Here is a 17,153-nt window from a genome sequence, read left to right on the forward strand (position 1 = left end):
TGAGTTCCCGCTCAAGGCGGACGCGCGCGCGGAGGAGTTCATACGGGAAATCCTGGTCATGGGGCGGCAGTCGGGCCGACGTGGGCGAATTGGTGGTAAAAGGCAGGATTGACATTATGCTGCCACGGCCCGTGACCAGGCGCTTTAAGGAAAGCGATAAAACAACCTTCCATCCACTTCCGAGCCGTTTGTAAGGTCATCGACCGTCAGTCTCTGAACAATCTGGAGGTCGCGCCATGGACAAGCTCATTCCGGCGGAGGAGAAGAAGGCCACCAAGAAGGTCAAGCTCGAGATCAAGCGTCTCGAGAAGGTGGAGACCACCGTCCTGCGTGACAACGGCTAATTGTCAGCGGGCTCGCCTGGCCGGTCAGGGAGGCCTGACCGGCCATCTCTCCATTTTCTCGCGATTGCGAAAGGTTCCTGTGCGCACCCCTCGTGTCAAACGCGTTCACCAGCCGATGTCCCTGCCCGGCGACCGCATTATGATCGGCCTGGTCCAGCAGGGCATTTCCTCGGAGATTCAGGATGACGAGGACGGTTCGATAGCCCGGCTGCTCGTTCTCATGGACGGCACGCGCACGGTCGACGAGATCTGCGCCGCGTTCGCGCGGACGCATCCCGGGGCCGACGACGCCGACGTGCGCGAGGTCGTCTCCGGCCTGATCGGGAACGGCTTCGTCGAGGACGCCGGAGCGCCCCTGCCCGCCAACATCTCCGAGCGCGAGGCCAGGCGCTACGAACCGGCCAAGAACTACTTCGCGTGGATCGACCCGGTTCCGCGCAGCTCGCCGTACGAGATCCAGTCCAGGATCAAGGACGCGCGGGTCTGCCTGCTCGGGATCGGCGGCACGGGCTCGGCCGTGGCGGCAGGGCTGGTCTCCAGCGGCATCGGGGCGCTGCATGTCGTGGACTTCGACACCGTCGAGGAGACCAACCTCACCCGCCAGCTCCTCTACACCGAGGCGGACATCGGCCAATCCAAGATCGACACGGCCGTCGAGCGGCTGCGCCAGATGAACAGCCTGGTCGACGTCACCTCCAGCACCGCCAAGGCGGGCGGGCCCGACGACATCGCCAAGCTGATGGACGCCTGCGACGTCTTCGTGCTGTGCGCCGACGAGCCTCATCCGGACATCGTGTTCTGGAGCAACGAGGCGGCCCTGCGCACCGGTACGCCGTGGTTCGTCAGCTTCTACACCGGGCCGATGGCCGTGGTGGGGTCGGTGATCCCGGGGGAGACCGGGTGCTGGGTGTGCCTGCGGCGCCAGGAGGACCAGCACGAGTTCAAGGCCCACGGCCGCCCGCTGACCGAGGAGCGGCCCAACGCCGTGATCGCGGCCAGCGCCAACATCAGCGGCCACCTGTGCGCCCTGGAGGTCATGTACCACCTCGGCGGGCTGACCCAGCAGGTCCGGGGCCGCATCCTGCACTGGAACTACAGCCTGTGGGACCACTCCTACTACATCGACATCCCGCGCTACGACGACTGCGCGGCGTGCGGAGCCGTACCGTCATGAGCGCCGTGCCGATCGCCGCGACCAGCCGGATCGGACTGCACCCGCTGATCAGCCGCGCCGACGACGACGATCCGGACGTCGTGGTGGTGGGCAGGGCCGAGATCGGCGAGTTCATCGAGCTGCCCGCCGCCTACGGCGAGGCGATCAAGCTTCTGCTCGATGGCCTGCCGGTCGGCGCGGTGGAGCAGCGGCTCGAGGCCGAGCAGGACGTGGAGCTCGACGTCGCCGAGCTCGTGGAGGCGCTGACCGAGCTGGGCTTCGTGGCCTCGGTGGACGGCCGGCCCGTCCCCGACCCCGCCGCCGGCGCACCCGGCGGCCACTTCCCCGGGCTGACCGCCCGGCACGTGAGCTGGATCTTCGGCGGGCCGATGAAACTCCTCTGGCTGCTGGTCGCCGGAGCGGGTCTGGTCACGCTGGTCACCCGGCCCGACCTGCTTCCCCACTACGAGGACTTCTTCTGGGGCGAGTACGTCGGGCTCACCATCCTGGTCAACACCGTGCTGGTGTCGGTGTCGATCAGCGTGCACGAGATGATGCACCTGACGGCGGCCCGCTCGCTCGGCGTGCCGGGTCGCATCGGCTTCGGCACCCGGCTGCACAACCTCGTCGTCCAGACCGACGTCACGGCGGTGTGGGGCGCGCCCAGGCGCTCGCGGTACCGGGTCTACCTGGCGGGCATGGCGTGGGACCTGTTCCTCATGGCGTCCCTGACCCTGCTGGTCGCCCACACGGCGCTGCCGCCGCTCGCCAAGGCGCTGTTCCAGGCGTGGACGCTGGCGGTGCTGCTCACCATCCCGTTCCAGCTCCAGGTCTACATGCGGACCGACCTGTACTACGTCCTGCGCGACCTGCTGCGCACGCGCAACCTCTTCGAGGACGGCCTGGCCTACGCCCGCTTCCTGCGCGAGCGGACCATCGCCCGCCTGCGCCGCCGGCCGTGCCCAGCCGAGGATCCCACGGTCGATCTCCCGCCGCGCGAACGGCGTTCCACGCGGATCTACTCCGTCTTCCTGGTCGCGGGCGCCACGATCTCGCTCACCGCGTTCGCGGCGTTCACCGCGCCGATCGCGATCGCGACCCTGGTCCGCGCGATCACCGCCATCGCCGGCGGGTTCCAGGGCGGGCCGGTGCTGCTCGCGCTCGATGCCGGGCTGCTGGTTCTCATCGAGGGATCCATCCAGGCGCTCTTCGTGGTGACCTTCGTCCGTGGCCACCGGCACTGGTCCCGGTGGCGCCGCTCCGCCGTACAGCAGGCATGAGCGGCCGATCGGGGTTGCAGCGTGGCGGTCGTCGTGGCCGGGCGGGCAAGGAGGGAAGGATGGGGTTCGTGACTTCCTTCGCCACGCCACTACAGACGGCCGCCCGCCGTACCGCCTCCGCGGTGGACGCGGCGGTGCGGGCGGGACGGGAACTCGGGCTCACCGTGACCGACGCCCTGGTACTCCACGACGTCTTCTCCGTCGTCGTGCACCTGGCGCCCGCGCCGGTCGTCGCCCGTGTGCCCACCGTGCTGCCGCACCACGACGATCCCGCCTCGCTCGCGCGCCGCCAGCGGGATGAGCTGGACGTGACGGGGTGGCTCGCCGAGCGGGGAGTGCCCGTGATCCCGCCCAGCCCGCTCACGCCGCGGGAACCCGTACAGCGCGACGGGTTCTCGATGACCTTCTGGCAGTACGTCGAAGAGGACCGCGACGCCGAGCCCGACTACGTGGCGAACGCGGAGAGCGTGGCCGGGCTGCACGCGGCGCTGCGCGGCTACCCGGGCCGGCTGTCGTTCCTGTCGTCGGCCGATCCGAGGTTCGTCGCCGACAGCCTTGTGCTGCTCGAAGAGCTGCCCGGCCTCCTCACCGCCGGGGAACTGGACCGCGCCCGCCGCGAGTGGCGGATCCTGGAACCCCTCGTACGCTCGCACGCGGCGTTCGCGCAGGCGTTCCCCGGCATCGACGTGCAGCCCGTCCACGGCGACTCGCCGCCCGCCAACATCTTCCCCGGCGTCGAAGGCGACCTCTACTCGGACTTCGAGCTGATCACGCTGGGCCCCGTCGAGTGGGACCTGGCCGGGCTCGGGCCCGAGCACGCGGCCGCCTACGACCGCGGCGCGCGGCGGCACGGCCTGAGGCCGCTGGACGAGCGGGTCCTGGGCTTCGCGAACGCCGTCGGCATGCTGCGCGCCGTCGCCGCCCTCACGCTCGCGCCGCAACTGCCCGATCTGGTCGGGTATCTCAGACCGGCGGTGGACCACTGGGGGAGCATGCCGTTCGCCGGCGGCCTGACCGGCTGACCGCACCTGCACCGGCTGGGGCCGTATGGACGAGCTCTCACCCCGGTCGGAGGAGCGTTGTGAGGTCGGGCCAGGCGTAGAAGACCTCGTGGGGCGGCACCACGCCGGCCAGGGTTGCGCCGAGGGCGGTGTAGAAGCGGCGGGCGCGGTCGTTGGTGGCCAGGACGCGGATCGCCAGCGAGCCATGACCGGCGGCGGACAGGTCGGCCGCGGCCGCCCGTAGCAGGTCGCGGCCGTGGCCGCCGCGCTGATGGGCGGGGTGGACGGCCAGGGCGTAGATCTCGGCGTCCTGGCCCAGCTTCGGGTCCGCCGGGCCGCCCATGACCAGGCCGACGACGGTGCCGTCCGGGAGGGAGGCGAGCCGGGTGTGGTGCGGGCGGGGCCGTAAGGACGCCTCGTCGAGGAGCGTGCGACGCCAGTTGGCGGCCGACTGCGCGCGGGTGACGTCGAAGTCGTCGAACCCGGCGAACGCCGCACAGGTGATCTCGGCCATGACGTCCGCGTCGGGCGGGAGGGCGTGGCGGAGCGGGGAGCGGTCCATCGGGGTCAACGGGCGGTGAGGGTTTCCAGGCGGCTGATCGCCTCGGCCACGCCGTCCTCCGTGGCAACCTCGGCGGCCACGGCGGCAGCCGTACTCGCCATGGACAGGGCGGCCTCCAGGGCGGCGGCCACCTCCTGCGCGCGCGGGCGGGCTCGCAGCGGCGGGGGCGCGACGCCCAGCCGGTTCAGGCGGTCGGCCCAGAACGGCTGGTCGCCCAGGAACGGGCGCACGACCTGCGGCACCCCGGCGCGCAGCGCCGCCGCGACGGTGCCGATGCCGCCGTGGTGCAGGGCCACGGCCACGCGCGGCAGCAGCCGGTCGTGCGGGGCCTCCTCGATCACCAGCACGTCCCCGGCCTCGTCGCCGGGACGCAGGCCACCCCAGCCGGTGGCCAGGATCGTCCGCAGCCCCGCCAGGCGGGCGGCCTCCACGACGGTCGCCGCGAGCCCGCGCGGGTCGCGGCCGACCATGCTGCCGAACCCCGCGTAGAGCGGCGGCGGCCCCTCGGCCAGAAACGCGGCCAGCGCCTCCGGCGGGCTCCAGTCGCCGGAGGCCGGGAGCGTCCAGAAGCCGATCGGGTCGGCCCCCGGCGGCCAGTCGGCGGGGGCGGGCAGCAGGCGCGGGCTCCACGCGTGCAGCACCGGCCCCGCGGCGATCAGCTCCGCCGCCGGGCGGAAACCCTCGCACAGTCCCAGGACCTCCGAACGCCAGGTCCGCACCACCGAACGGTAGGGAGCCTCCACCGCCGCCGCGACCCGCCAGGTTGCCCGGTTGACGGCGGGCGGCAGCCGTACCGGGAGGATGGGGGAGGCGAAGGCGGCGGTCGGCACGTACAGCGGCAGCAGCAACCCCGCCGCCGACGGCACCCCGGCCTTCTCCGCCAGGTACGGCCCGCCGAGCGCCTTGGGGTGGTAGACGATCACGTCCAGGCCCGGCACGACCAGCGCCGCCTCCTCGTCCAGCACCTGCCGCACCATCGGCTTCACCGAGCGCGCCGCCGTGATGGCCGCGCCCGCCCCCTGCCCCTTGACCTGGTCCTGAAGGTCGAGCATCTCGTCGGCGAGCGGCTCGAAGGCGATACCGTACGGCTCCGCCAGCACTCCGAACCGCCTCGGCCCCGCCACGACCGGCTCGTGCCCGGCCGCCAGCAGCCCGCGCGCCAGCGCGACGAACGGCTGCACGTCCCCCCGGCTGCCCATCGTGAGCAGGAGCACCTTCACGTTTTCCCACTACCCCGGCGTGTCCCGCCCGAAGCCGGACCCTTGGTGCGGTCACAGTGAGTTCATGTCCGATCGCCGCGGGTCGATGAAGGTGGCCCTCCAGCACCTGGCCGTCGTGGCCGGCCTGACCGCCCTGTACTACCTGACCCCCGTGGGAGACGGCTCGAACGTGGCCAGGCTTGGTGTCGCGGCCGGCCTGTTCATGCTCGGGGTTCTGGTGCTGGTCTGGGCGTTCGGCCGCCACACGATCGCGGTCGCCCACCGCGACCGGCGGGCACGGCTGCGCACGCTCCTGCTGCTGGTCTACGTGGTGACCGGCTTCTTCGCCCTCGGCTACCTCATGGTGGCCAGGATCGACCCGTCCCAGTTCGCCGGCCTGAGCACGCGCACCGACGCCCTGTACTTCACCCTGTCCACGATCGCCACCGTGGGCTTCGGCGACGTGCACGCCACCGGCCAGCTCGCCCGCGTGCTGGTCAGCACGCAGATCATCTTCGACCTGGTGATCCTGGCGTCCCTGGTCGCCGCCTACCGCGCCGCCCTGGCCCGCGAGGAGCGTTAGGCCCACTCCCAGCGCACGCCGTGGACGCCGGGCCGTACCTCGACGTCGGCGACGTGCACGGAGTCCCAGCCGCTCAGCCGTAACTCGCCCACGTCGGCGGGCGGGGTCGCGGTCGTCGGCTGGTGGGTGCGGAAGCAGCGCACCGGCGTCGTCCCCGGCGCGAACTGCACGGTCAGCAGGTACGCGTGCACCGGGAAGCGGAACCACCGGTTGTAGAACAGCGCCCGGGGCCCCCGCTCGCTGTAGCGGAACTCGTACTCCACCACGTAGGTCTCCCCGGCGGACAGCGGCCGGTCGAACAGCAGCTCCAGCGCGGTCAGCCCGGCCGCCTCGTCCTTCTTGACCCGGCCCAGCCTGCAGAAGGACGCGGAGAAGTCCTCGGGCAGGTGCGAGCGCTCGTTGTAGTGGATGGCCACGTGCCGGTCCACGCCGTCCGTGCGGGCCTGGAAGACCGCGCGGGTGCGCACCGAGCGCTCGTCGCGGTCGGTGCCCGTGGTGATGTGGTCGTGGTAGGACAGCAGCGCGAGCTGCCCGTCGGTGACGTTCTTGATCTCGCCGAGCAGCCGCTGCAGGCTCCCGGCCTCAGGACACAGATCACGGTACGGCACCGCCCCCGGCACATGGCTCACCCAGCGTCCCCTCGGCCTGGGCGGACCCAGGCTGGCGATGAGCGTGTCGCCCGGCAGGGCGAGGATCTCCTCCAGCGCGTGGAGGGCCCGGAGCGACTGTGATCGCTCCGGGCGGCACTTCCCGCGCTGCCAGTTGCTGAGGCTGGCCAGGCTGACCTTGATGCCGCGCTGGGACAGGCGGGCGTGCAGGCGCTCCAGGCTGAGTCCGCGCGCGGTGATCGCGTCACGGAGTAAGCGATCGAAATGCTGCTCCATCGGGACAACTCCCCTGTTTCAGGAGTGATCAGCCCGAATTTACAGCGCATGTGTCAGAAAGTCAGGCTCCACGCGTCGATGTAGCCCGAGTGGTTGGAGTCCACGTCCTTGACCCGCAGCCGCCAGGTGCCGTTGGCGGGGGAGTCGGAGGCGTTCTCCGTGTACGTCTCGTGGATGATCGTCCCGTCGTCGTCCGGCGCGGGATCGCGCAGCCGGTAGACCACGCCGGTCGGGCCGACGAGGTCGAGCTGCAGGTCACCGCGCCAGCCGTGGTGCACGTCCGCGTAGACGCTCAGCGTGGCGGGCGCGTTGCCCGGCACCCCGGTGACCGTGATCGGGGACTCGGCCTGGCCGAGGTCGGCGACGTCGACGTTGCCGGCGTTCTCGAACGTGCGGCCGCCGGTCTCCGGGCCGTAGTTCTGGATCCAGTCGTTGACGTAGCGGGTCGTGGTGCCTCTGCGGGCGCCGCCGCCGTACGCACCCGAGCCCTCGAAGTACGTCCAGCCGCCGATGGTCTTGTCCTGCAGCGGGACCCACGAGGAGCCGCTCTTCAGCGCGAAGTGCACGTGGTTGCTGCCCGCCGAGCCGCCGCAGGGGATGCGGGTGCTGGTCAGGCCGAGGTAGTCACCCATCTTGAGCTGGGTGCCGTTGGGACGGATCTCGTTGAGCAGGTGGTAGTACTCGGTGGTCCAGCCGTTGTCGTGGATGATGCGGATGTGCCCGCCGTTCGAGCAGACCCAGTAGGCGCGGCCCGACTGCGCGGCCAGCACGCTGCGGTCGCTGGCCCGGCTGTCGAGGTCGATCGAGCTCCACGGCCTGGGCTGGCCCGACCAGCCGTGCGGACCGCCGATGATCTTCCAGGAGGCGCCCTGCTGGTAGGGCAGTGACAGGCCGGTCGGCGCCGCCTGTGCCTGTGCCTGGGCCTGGCTGTTGCGGGCGAAGGTGCGCTTCTCGCCCTCGCTCACCACGGCGGCGGGCGCCTGCTGGGCCAGGGCGGCGAACTCGGCGCTGCCGTCCAGGCCGGCCTTCCAGCCGGTGGCGGTGCGCCGCGCGAGGAACAACCAGCCCTCGGGGTAGGCACCCTCGACGTTGGGTGCCTTGATCACCGAGGAGCCGAACACCCAGTCGCCCCGCGCGCTGCGGCGCTGCACGTTGACCTCGGTGCCCGCGCCGGCCGCGGCGAGCCTGGAGCCGTCGGCCTGGCTGCGCGCGGTCATGAGCTGTACGACGGTCGTGTCGAGGTCGTCGGCTGTCTGGGTGGAGGGGGCCGCGGCGCCCATGGACGCGGCGGACAGGACGATGACTGCGAAAACTGTGGATAAACGATGCCTCATCGAAGGCTCTCCTTCTCACTCCGGAGGCGGTCTCTCGCCGGTTACCGTCCACCAGGGCGCCGCCGGGCAACAACCACCCTCCGGAGGGCGCACTCCAATTCCCTGATAAATCCGTCTTCAACGCTGAAGATGGCGGGTGTTTCCGCAGGTCGGGAGGTTCGAGGGTGTCATCGGGGTTGAAGTTTCAGCGTTGACGACTCTGGCGGAGATTTCCTGATAACGGCCTCACGGGGGCCATGCCTGCCGTACCTTCCTAGTCACGATATGCAGGTGAACGGACACGGACGGTGAGGTCGAGATGCGGCGGTCCATACGGGGGAACCGGCTCCTCGCCAAGCCCTACCGGGACCTGGTCCTGCTCGGCTACCTGGCCCTGCCCGCCACCGGCGGCGAGGACCGGCGGCTGGCCTGGGCGCACCGGCTGGCCGCGGCCGTGGTCGCCCGGCACGGCAGGCTCGACGAGGCCGCCCTGCGCCGGCTGTTCCTGCGCAGGGTGCTGCGGCTGCGGCTCATGCCGTGGTCGGGCCGGCTCGGGCCGGTCGAGATCGTGCCCGCCGTGGTGAGCAGGGCCGACGTCGTGCTCCTGCGCGAGCTCAACGGACTGACCGCCGCGGGGCGTGCCGCCTACGCGATGCTCCTGCTGGAGGGGCGGCCGGCCGCCGAGGTGGTCGAGATCCTCGCGGGCGCCGGGGCCGCCGACCCCGGCGGGGCGCTGGCCGAGGCACGGGCGGTGGAGCACGAGCACGGCGTGCTCGCCCTCGACCCGACCGTCGCCCGCGTCTACGGCCGCCCGCTGCGCCGCGCCCGGGTGGCCTTCGCCGCCCTCCTGCTGCTCGGCGCGGTGGCGGTGACCGCGCCTGAAGTGGGCTCCGGCGGTCCGGTCAGCGCGGCGCCGCTGCCGGTCGAGCGCGCCCGGCCCGGGGCGTGGCGCGCGGGCACCGACCTGACGCTCTCCACCTGGCCGCCGCGCGGCTCACTCACCGACGACATCGAGCTGGTACGGCAGGCGCAGCGAGCCTGGGGCTCCGGGCCTGCCCAACTGATCTACGCGGGCGAACTGGACGGCCACCGGATCGTCCTCCTGCGCCGCCACGACCGGATCGCCCGCTACACCGTGACCACCGGCGAAACCCCCACCCGCCCGAGCCCCACCCGCCCGGGTTCCACCGGCCAAGGCTCCACCGGTCAAGGTTCGGCCGGCCAGGGTTCTACCGGCCAAGACTCCACCGGTTGGGGCTCGACTGGCCAGGGCTCGACCGGTCCGGGCTCCACCGGCCAAGGCTCCGGGCGGAGCGCCGCTCGCCCGAGCCCTATCAGTCCCACCGGCCCAAGCTCGGCCGGCCCGAGCGCCACCGGCGTGTCCGGAGGGCAGGATGGGTTGGAGGTGATGCCCGCGCCTCGGACCAAGGCGGACGGCACGACTCCGCTCAAGCTCGTGGAGACGCCGCGTGGCAACCGTTACCTGGTGCCGCCGTGGGTGACCGAGGTGTCGGCCGCCGCTCTGTCCTCGGGCGGGCCGCGCTGGCGCAAGGTCGGGCTGAAGGACGGGGTGACCGCTCCTGTCGCCTCCGGGCCGGAGGACGACGGGTGCTGGCGGGGGCCGGTGTTGCGGCTCCGGGCTCCGGAGATCGCGCACGGCATGCCGTACACCATGCTGGACTTCGGACGGTTGTCGTCGGCGAGCGCCACCTACCAGCCGCCGCCACCGGCCGACGTGAACCGGTACGGGCCGTGGGAGCTGGACGGGCTGCCGGAGGGGTTCAGCGCGTGGCGGGGGCTGAGCTGCGTGCTGGACCGGCCCGCGGGGGAGATCCAGGCGGCGACGGCGTGGGAGTTCTGGGCCGGGCGGCTGCCCGAGGGGGTCGGCGGGCGGTGGGTGTGCCTGCGGCTGTCGGACGCCACGGGCGGCAACTCCGTGCGGGCGGTCCTGCTCACGCGGCGCGGCGGGCGCACCGCGGGCACCGTCACCGCGACCAGGACCGGCACCTGGGACTGCAGCCGCCTGAGCCGTGACCTGGTCGCGGGGGTGCGCTGGACGGCGCCCTCCGGCAGGCGGTACTTCGTGAGCGCGGGCAGCCGCAGGGTCGTCAGGATCACGCTCGACGGCCGTGAGACCACCGGCCGGTACGCGGCCAAGGCCACCAGCGGCGCCCCCTCCCTGTCGGCCACCAACGAAAACGGCGACCGGGTGCCCGTCCTACGGTGACCCCCCGCCCCTGCCGCGCACCGCGCTGCGGGGATCCCTACGCCTGCCGCACGCCCCGTCCTCCGCTGCCTCGCGCTCTGTCTCAACGGTGAACGGCCGTCAGGCGGCGATCTCCACGCCTGCCTCGCGTACCGTCCGCATGGCGCGCGACCAGGCGACGAGCTGGTCGAGCAGCTCGTTCAGCGTGGGCTCCTGATGGGGGCCCGGGGCGATCACGCCGGGCTCGGCCGGGTCGGTGATCTCGAAGTCGGTGAACGCCGACAGCGCCACCTGGGTCCGGACGGTCGCGACCTGGAGCTCGGCAAGCGTCAGCCGCAGGTGCTCGACCGCCCGCACACCCCCGTGCACCCCGTGGCTGACGAACCCGGCCGCCTTGTTGTTCCACTCGGCGAACAGGAAGTCCACGGCGTTCTTCAGCGCGGCGGGCATCGAGTGGTTGTACTCGGGCGTCACGAACACGAAGCCGTCGAACGCGGCGATCGTCTCGGCCCAGCGGTGCGTGTGCGGGTGGTGGTAGGCGCCGAACAGGGCGGGCAGCGGCTCGTCCAGCACCGACAGGCCGTACTCGGCCAGATCGACCACCTCGAAAGCCGCCTCGCCCGAGACGGCGGACGGGTGGCGGGCGGCGACCTCGGCGACCCAACGGGCCGCCACCGCGGTACGGCGGCGCGGACGGGTGCTGCCGATGACGACGGCAATCCTGATCATGATGTCCTCCTCGAAAACGCGATATCGGCAGCAAAGTACAACGCTCATGGCAATTAGTAAAACGCATACTGCAAAGAGCCTGGTGTATGGTGAGTTGGAAAATCCAACTAACTGGGAGATCGCCATGACAGGACTGCCGATCGACGGCGCGGTCGCGCTCGTGACCGGAGCCAACAGGGGACTGGGCAGGGCGTTCGCCCAGGCCCTGCTGGAGCGGGGCGCGCGGACCGTCTACGCGGGCGCGCGCGACCCGGGCTCCGTCACGGACGCGGGAGTCGTGCCCGTCCGGCTCGACATCACCGACCCCGCCCAGGTCGCGGAGGCGGCCGGACGACTCGGCGACGTCACCCTGCTGATCAACAACGCGGGCATCTCCCGCACCAACGGGCTCCTCACGGCGTCGGACCCGGGAGCGGCGCGGGCCGAGATGGAGACCAACGTCTTCGGCACGCTGGAGATGACCAGGGCCTTCGCCCCGGTGCTGGCGCGCAACGGCGGCGGCGCGCTGGTCAACGTGCTGTCGGTGGTGTCGTGGATGGTGCTGCCCCAGGCCGCGTCCTACTCGGTGTCCAAGGCCGCGGCCTGGGCGTTGACCAACGGGGTCCGGCAGGAACTCCGTGAGGCGAAGACGCTGGTCGTGGGCGTGCACGCGGGGTTCATCGACACCGACATGGCCGCCCGGGTCACCGAGGCCAAGATCAGCCCGGCGGAGGTGGCCGCGCAGACGCTCGACGCGGTGGAGCAGGGGCGGGAGGAGGTCCTGACCGACGACTTCACCCGCCAGGTGAGGGCGAGTCTCTCCATGCCCCTGCCCGGGCCGGTCGCCGGCCGGGTCAGTCCGTGACGGCCGCCACGTACTCGCGGAAGCCGTCCCAGGCCGTCCGGGTGTCGGGGTCGTCCTCGTGCGGCGCGCGGAAGTCCTGGACGTAGATGGAGATGTCGTCCAGTTGCCAGCGCAGCCGGAAGAAGTCCATGGCCGCCGGCGAGACCTCGTGCCCCGTCGCCGCCGTGTACGCCTCCCGCGCCCGGCGGCTGTCGCCCAGCGCCAGCCACAGGTCCCGCTCCGGCGGGGCCAGCGCCACCGTGTCCCAGTCGACCAGCAGCCGCCTGGGCCCCGCGCGCAGGACGTTGCCCGGGTGCGGCTCGCCGTGCGTGATCACCGTGCCCGCGCCGTGCTTCGCCGCCAGCGCGTCGAACCCGGCCAGCACCCCGCGCAGCGCCGCCGCGCTGTGCCCGGCCAGCAGGCGGCGGGCGGGCTCGGAGTAGGGCCCGCCGGTCCAGGGGCGGTCCAGTTCGTCGAGGGCCTGCTCCAGTCCGGCGCGGCCGGTCAGCGACGGGTCGAAGACCGGGACGCCGGTGGCGGAAGCGCCGTGCAGGACGGCCAGCAACTCGGCCATCGCGACCCGGTCGGATTCGGCCTGCTCCTGGCCGAACTCGCCCGCCGTACCCTCGACCAGGGGGTAGACCGTCAGCGCGTAGTGCGGCGGGAAGGCCGCGATCGGCGCGCCGTCGCGGGCGGGCAGCGGGCCGACCACGAAGTCGAGGCCCAGGCCCGCGGCGGTGCGCATCGCGGCGGCCAGCGCGGCGAAGGAGCGGGCGGGGCGGGCGGCGGTGACGAACCAGCGGCCGTCGGCCGTCCAGTGGTGGTCGCCGAAGCCGACGGGCGCGTAGGTCAGCCGCTCGATCGGCAGGTCCCAGTGCTTGCGCAGCGCGCGCAGCAGGTCGTCGTCGCGGATGTCGGCGGGCGGGTTCCGCAAGGTCACGTCCCTTCGTTCAGCAGCCGCGCGAGCAGCCGCCGGTAGTCGTCCTTCATGGGCAGGTCGCGCTCCACTCGCACCCGCCGGCGCCGGGTGACCACGTCCACGCCGCGGATCGGGTCGTGGCCCGGGTGGTCGTGGTTCTCCCACCACAGGCCGACGCCGCGGCGCTGCCAGGCCGGCAGGGCGTCGAAGTCGACGCCGTGGCGGGACAGCAGCGCGCTCTTCTCGGCCACGCTGGTACGTTCCAGCGCCTGGGCGGCCTCGCGCTGGCTCCTGCCCGTGCCGCGCAGCGTCCAGTAGGACCAGCCGTTGAGCGCGCAGCGCGCCGCGTCGGCCTGCCGCCACGACAGGTAGTCGACGACGTCCTCCACGTCCGCGCCCAGCCACACCCGGCTGTCGAACTGCACCGGCTCGCCCGCCTCGTGGGTGAACGTCGAGGCGGCCACCGCGGCCGAGACCGACAGCAGCTTCTGCAGCCCACGCCCGAACATCGCGAACGCCGGGGCCAGCACCACCGAGACCTCGTCGCTCTCGGTGTAGGCGTAGCGCCCGCCGAACTCCTCCAGCAGCGCGCGGGCGGCGCCCGTCATCAGCGTGGAGAACCTCTCGTCGAACGGCTTGCCGTACCGCTCGGTGTAGCGGGAGAAACCGCGGCCGTCGACCCGCACGATCGCCCAGGCGCCGGCCTCCAGCCGCAGATCGTGGAAGCGCTCGCCGGTCCGCATCCGGGCCTCGAGGTCGTCGTAGAGCACACCCGAGCCTGGCACAGGACGCGGTGCCGCGGCATCCGCTTTTGGCCCTAGCCGAAAAGTCCAGTTCTGTCCTGGCCGGGTCCGGCCAGTTCACCGAGATCCTCGGACAGGCGGATGCCGTACGTGATAGCTACGTGACGCACGGTAATCGCGCCGATTCTTGGGAGAGAACAGCATGGTGGCTTACGCGCTCGCGGTGGGGGCGGCGGTGGGCGTGGTGGCGCTCGCGGCCCTCGTGTTCAGGAAGATCGGCAAGGGCAGCGAGGACAACGACCCCGGCGGCCCGTCCGTCGCGCACGCGGGCGCCATGCTGTCGGCGCTGTTCCTGCTCGCCTTCGCGATCGCGATCATCGTCCCCTGGACCAAGGCCGACTCCGCCCGCCAGAACACCCAGACCGAGAGCCAGGCCGCCGTCGAGGCGTACTGGGCGGCCGACGGCCTGCCCGAGGCGACGCGCGACGCGGTCCGCTCCGGGCTGCGCGACTACGTCGGGTTCGTGGTCGACAGCGAGTGGCCGCTCATGACGCAGGGCCGCGTCGACCCGGTCGGCGCCGAGCGGGTCGACGCGCTGCGCACGCAGGTGACCGGCCTCGCGACCAAGTCGGACGACGTCGCCGACGCGCAGGACCAGGTCCTGGCGCACGTGCAGGACCTCGCCGCCGCCCGCGCCCAGCGCGTCGTGGACGCGAGCACCACGCCGCCGCACGGCCTGCTCCTGCTGACCGCTCTGTCCGGCGTCATCGTGGTGCTGTTCCCGCTGCTGGCCGGGGCCAGGCCGCGCGGCTGGTCGGTGCTGCCGCTGCTGGCGCTGGCCGCGATGCTCGGCTTCGGCATCTACCTCACCTGGGACATCATGCGCGTCTTCGACGGGCCGCTGGCGGTCGGGCCCGAGGCGTTCCGCGCGGCGCTGCAGGAGTTCGCCCGCATATCCGGGGGCGTGTGACCGTGGCTCTGCCGCGCACGCCGCTGCTGGTGGCGGCGATGACCCTCGTCCTGTGCGCGCTCGCGCCGGGCGCGGCCGCCTTCACGCCCCCGCCGGAGCACGCTACGGCCAAGCTCGGGGACGACCCAGGCCACGACTCCGAGGCCGTGGTGGGGCCGGTCGACGTCTCGGTGTGCCTGGACGTGGGGCCGGTGAGCGTACGGCTGGGCTGCGCGCCCGAGCCGCCCCCACCACCTCCGCCGCCACCCCCACCCCCGCCACCGACCCCGGAGCCACCACCCGAGCCCACACCCGAACCGCCCCCGGAGCCCACGCCGGAACCGACCCCGGAACCGACCCCGGCACCGGTACGGCCGGCGCCCACGCCCACGCGCTCACCCGCGCCACAGCCGGTCGTCCAACCGGCGCCGGTCGTGCGTGAGACCGCCACCCCGACCCCGACCCCCAAACCGACGCCCAGCACGAGGCGGGCCCGCGTCCGCGTGCCCGACCCCCCGCCCCCGCGCAGAAACCCGCTGGGAACGGTGCTCCTGCTGGTGGTGCTGACCACCGCGATCGCCTCGACGACCGCGGTGGCCTTCGGCGCCTTCCGCTAGCCACACGCACGAGGACGGCCCGTCCGGTGGTCCGGGCGGGCCGTCGGTCAGCGGGTGCGCGTCATCTGCTCGTTCATGATCAGGAACGCGCCCAGTCCGTGGAAGTCGTTGACCGGCCGCGCCCGGCTGAAGTAGTAGCTGAACACGTCGTCCACGTTGGTGCCCTCGCTGATGTCCACGATGTTCGTGCGCCCGTCCGCCCCGGTCGACACCTTGGCCAGGACGCCCTGGTACCCGCGGTCGGCGTACACCTGGTAGGAGGGGTCGACGTAGCCACGCTCGACCGCGCGGGAGATGGTGTAGGTGTACATGGCCGAGCACGAGGTCTCGGTCCAGTTGCCGGAGTTGCCGCGTTCGGTCACGACCTGGAACCAGCGCCCGGTCGCCGGGTCCTGCCAGGTGGCGTAGGCGGGGACGAGGGTGCGGAGCATGGCGACGAGGGCGGCCCTGCGCGGATGGTCGGCGGGGATGATCTCGAGGATGTCGATCGCGGCCATGCCGAACCAGCCGATGGCCCGGCACCAGGAGATGCCGTTGGTGTTGCCGAGCGAGGGCTTGACCCAGGAGGCGGTGAGCCCGCCCGGCTGGTCGTAGGCGTGGTAGAGCAGGCCGGCGGCGCTGCCCGAGGTGCGGTTGAGCCGGTTGTGGTAGATCTCCATCTGCCTGGCCGGCTCGGTGCGGGTGAAGGAGTCCTCGGCCACCCAGGCGCCGTACCGGGCGAGGAACGGGTTGACCATGAACACGCCGTCGGCCCAGAGCTGGCCCTGGCGCGAGTCCGAGGTGGAGTGCCACCAGCCGCCGTCGGAGGTGCGCGGGTAGGTGCTGAGCCGGTTGCGGATCTTGGCGGCGGCGGTGCGGTAGCGGCTCTGGCCGGTCTCCCTGTACAGGGCGAGCAGGACGTTGCCCGACTGCATGCTGTCGAGGTTGTTGAAGCCGTTGGAGATGTCGCCGGAGGAGTCGACGAAGCGGTCGGCCCAGTCCTCGATGTACCGCAGGAGGCGGGGGTCGCCGGTGCGCTGCCAGACCAGGTACTGGCCCCACAGGTACAGGCCGCGGGTGTAGCTCCAGCCGCCGAGCGTGCCGGGGGAGTGGCGGGCCATGGTCGACTCGACGACCGCGGTGGACCAGTCGACGCCGCCCGGCTCGTCCACGGACAGCGAGTCGAGGTTGGGCCCGCCGTTCGCGGTGGTGGCCGTGGCCCTGATCGGGGCGGTCCCGGCGGGCAGCGAGAGGGTGAGGCGGGTGGTGCGCCAGTTGGTCCAGGCGCCGGTGCCGGGGAAGTCGACGAGGGTGCCGGCCACGTCCATCTGCCGGTTGGCCGAGGTGCCGTTGGCGTAGCGCAGGGTCAGGGTGACGGTGCGGGCCTCGGATGACTCGACGGCGAACTCGACGTAGGAGCCGAGGAGGTTGTCGTAGTTGACGAAGCCCGTCCCGGTGTAGCCGGCGTGGTTGGACTCGACCACTCCCTGCGAGACAGTGGCGTTCTCCGCTTCGAGGAGCGCCGCCGCGACTGCGGGCTGGGCGTGGAGCAGCGAGGCGGCCAGCATGAGCGCCGTGGTGACCTTCAGGATCACGGCGAAGACTCCTCACTGTGAGACATCCCATGTATCACCTGCCAAAGCCGGGCAGAGTGAGGTCTCCCGGGCTAGCTGGAGGCTGGAACAGCCCGGGAGACAGATCCAATCTTTCGCCGGAAGAGATCTGCCCTAGAGCTATCACCAAACGGTTGCTGCGTCCAGGGCCCCTCAGAACATCGGATCTTTGACGCGTGAGAGTTAGGAAAGCTTCTTAAAGAATGGAGCGTTCCAAGATCTGAAATCTGTTGACGGATGTGACTCTTTGTGGGAA

16 protein-coding genes are annotated in these 17,153 nt (G+C 72.0%); 8 read left to right on the plus strand and 8 right to left on the minus strand.

Translation table 11 applies throughout. The features are described from left to right. Positions 1-483: 483 nt before the first annotated feature. The 3 genes from ACIBEJ_RS03530 to ACIBEJ_RS03540 all read left to right on the plus strand — a co-directional run bounded on the left by ACIBEJ_RS03530 (position 484) and on the right by ACIBEJ_RS03540 (position 3,799). Entirely contained in the window at positions 484-1,518 is a 1,035-nt protein-coding gene (locus ACIBEJ_RS03530) for a ThiF family adenylyltransferase (protein WP_397180993.1), read from the plus strand. Then, positions 1,515-2,777, plus strand: a complete 1,263-nt coding sequence (locus ACIBEJ_RS03535; protein WP_397180994.1) for a hypothetical protein — start codon at positions 1,515-1,517, stop codon at positions 2,775-2,777. The genes ACIBEJ_RS03530 and ACIBEJ_RS03535 overlap by 4 nt, the downstream gene beginning before the upstream one ends. A gap of 68 nt (positions 2,778-2,845) precedes the next feature. Next, on the plus strand, positions 2,846-3,799 hold the full coding sequence (locus tag ACIBEJ_RS03540) for a phosphotransferase (RefSeq protein WP_397181990.1): 954 nt from the start codon (positions 2,846-2,848) through the stop codon (positions 3,797-3,799). A gap of 37 nt (positions 3,800-3,836) precedes the next feature. Here the strand turns inward: ACIBEJ_RS03540 and ACIBEJ_RS03545 are convergent, their stop codons facing one another. Both ACIBEJ_RS03545 and ACIBEJ_RS03550 read right to left on the minus strand, forming a co-directional pair. Continuing rightward, entirely contained in the window at positions 3,837-4,340 is a 504-nt protein-coding gene (locus tag ACIBEJ_RS03545) for a GNAT family N-acetyltransferase (RefSeq protein ID WP_397180995.1), read from the minus strand. A 5-nt stretch (positions 4,341-4,345) separates the two neighbouring features. Beyond that, on the minus strand, positions 4,346-5,560 hold the full coding sequence (locus ACIBEJ_RS03550; protein WP_397180996.1) for a glycosyltransferase: 1,215 nt from the start codon (positions 5,558-5,560) through the stop codon (positions 4,346-4,348). Positions 5,561-5,624: 64 nt separating this feature from the next. Between ACIBEJ_RS03550 and ACIBEJ_RS03555 the strand changes: the two genes are divergently transcribed. Further along, positions 5,625-6,122 carry an ion channel gene (locus ACIBEJ_RS03555; protein WP_397180997.1) on the plus strand — a complete coding sequence of 166 codons (498 nt, stop codon included), beginning with the start codon at positions 5,625-5,627 and terminating at the stop codon, positions 6,120-6,122. Here the strand turns inward: ACIBEJ_RS03555 and ACIBEJ_RS03560 are convergent. Together ACIBEJ_RS03560 and ACIBEJ_RS03565 are read right to left on the minus strand one after the other, a co-directional pair. Further along, complete coding sequence (locus ACIBEJ_RS03560) at positions 6,119-7,006, minus strand: multiprotein-bridging factor 1 family protein (protein ID WP_397180998.1); 888 nt, start codon at positions 7,004-7,006, stop codon at positions 6,119-6,121. The two genes, ACIBEJ_RS03555 and ACIBEJ_RS03560, sit on opposite strands and share 4 nt — an antisense overlap. A gap of 53 nt (positions 7,007-7,059) precedes the next feature. Continuing rightward, positions 7,060-8,340 carry a proprotein convertase P-domain-containing protein gene (locus ACIBEJ_RS03565; protein WP_397180999.1) on the minus strand — a complete coding sequence of 427 codons (1,281 nt, stop codon included), beginning with the start codon at positions 8,338-8,340 and terminating at the stop codon, positions 7,060-7,062. A 298-nt stretch (positions 8,341-8,638) separates the two neighbouring features. On the opposite strand from ACIBEJ_RS03565, the gene ACIBEJ_RS03570 reads away from it, so the two are divergent. Beyond that, positions 8,639-10,546, plus strand: a complete 1,908-nt coding sequence (locus ACIBEJ_RS03570; protein WP_397181000.1) for a hypothetical protein — start codon at positions 8,639-8,641, stop codon at positions 10,544-10,546. A 99-nt stretch (positions 10,547-10,645) separates the two neighbouring features. Here ACIBEJ_RS03570 and ACIBEJ_RS03575 read toward each other — a convergent pair whose 3' ends face one another. Continuing rightward, positions 10,646-11,254 carry an NADPH-dependent FMN reductase gene (locus ACIBEJ_RS03575; RefSeq protein WP_397181001.1) on the minus strand — a complete coding sequence of 203 codons (609 nt, stop codon included), beginning with the start codon at positions 11,252-11,254 and terminating at the stop codon, positions 10,646-10,648. Positions 11,255-11,378: 124 nt separating this feature from the next. Between ACIBEJ_RS03575 and ACIBEJ_RS03580 the strand changes: the two genes are divergently transcribed. Beyond that, positions 11,379-12,098 carry an SDR family oxidoreductase gene (locus ACIBEJ_RS03580; protein WP_397181002.1) on the plus strand — a complete coding sequence of 240 codons (720 nt, stop codon included), beginning with the start codon at positions 11,379-11,381 and terminating at the stop codon, positions 12,096-12,098. On the opposite strand, the gene ACIBEJ_RS03585 is transcribed toward ACIBEJ_RS03580, so the two are convergent. Then, positions 12,088-13,017, minus strand: coding sequence for a phosphotransferase (locus tag ACIBEJ_RS03585; RefSeq protein ID WP_397181003.1), 930 nt, complete (start codon positions 13,015-13,017; stop codon positions 12,088-12,090). The two genes, ACIBEJ_RS03580 and ACIBEJ_RS03585, sit on opposite strands and share 11 nt — an antisense overlap. Next, entirely contained in the window at positions 13,014-13,766 is a 753-nt protein-coding gene (locus tag ACIBEJ_RS03590; protein ID WP_397181005.1) for a tRNA(His) guanylyltransferase Thg1 family protein, read from the minus strand. The genes ACIBEJ_RS03585 and ACIBEJ_RS03590 overlap by 4 nt, the downstream gene beginning before the upstream one ends. Before the next feature lie 175 nt (positions 13,767-13,941). On the opposite strand from ACIBEJ_RS03590, the gene ACIBEJ_RS03595 reads away from it, so the two are divergent. Further along, positions 13,942-14,709: a DUF4239 domain-containing protein gene (locus ACIBEJ_RS03595; protein WP_397181006.1), complete on the plus strand. Its 768-nt coding sequence runs from the start codon at positions 13,942-13,944 to the stop codon at positions 14,707-14,709. Next, positions 14,706-15,305 (plus strand): hypothetical protein, encoded by a 600-nt coding sequence (locus ACIBEJ_RS03600; RefSeq protein ID WP_397181007.1) that lies wholly within the window; start codon positions 14,706-14,708, stop codon positions 15,303-15,305. Before ACIBEJ_RS03595 ends, ACIBEJ_RS03600 begins: the two co-directional genes overlap by 4 nt. A gap of 47 nt (positions 15,306-15,352) precedes the next feature. On the opposite strand, the gene ACIBEJ_RS03605 is transcribed toward ACIBEJ_RS03600, so the two are convergent. Then, positions 15,353-16,879 (minus strand): glycoside hydrolase family 88 protein, encoded by a 1,527-nt coding sequence (locus ACIBEJ_RS03605; protein WP_397181008.1) that lies wholly within the window; start codon positions 16,877-16,879, stop codon positions 15,353-15,355. Positions 16,880-17,153: the final 274 nt, after the last annotated feature.

Source organism: Nonomuraea sp. NPDC050790 (assembly GCF_044456745.1).
Classification (GTDB): Bacteria; Actinomycetota; Actinomycetes; order Streptosporangiales; family Streptosporangiaceae; genus Nonomuraea.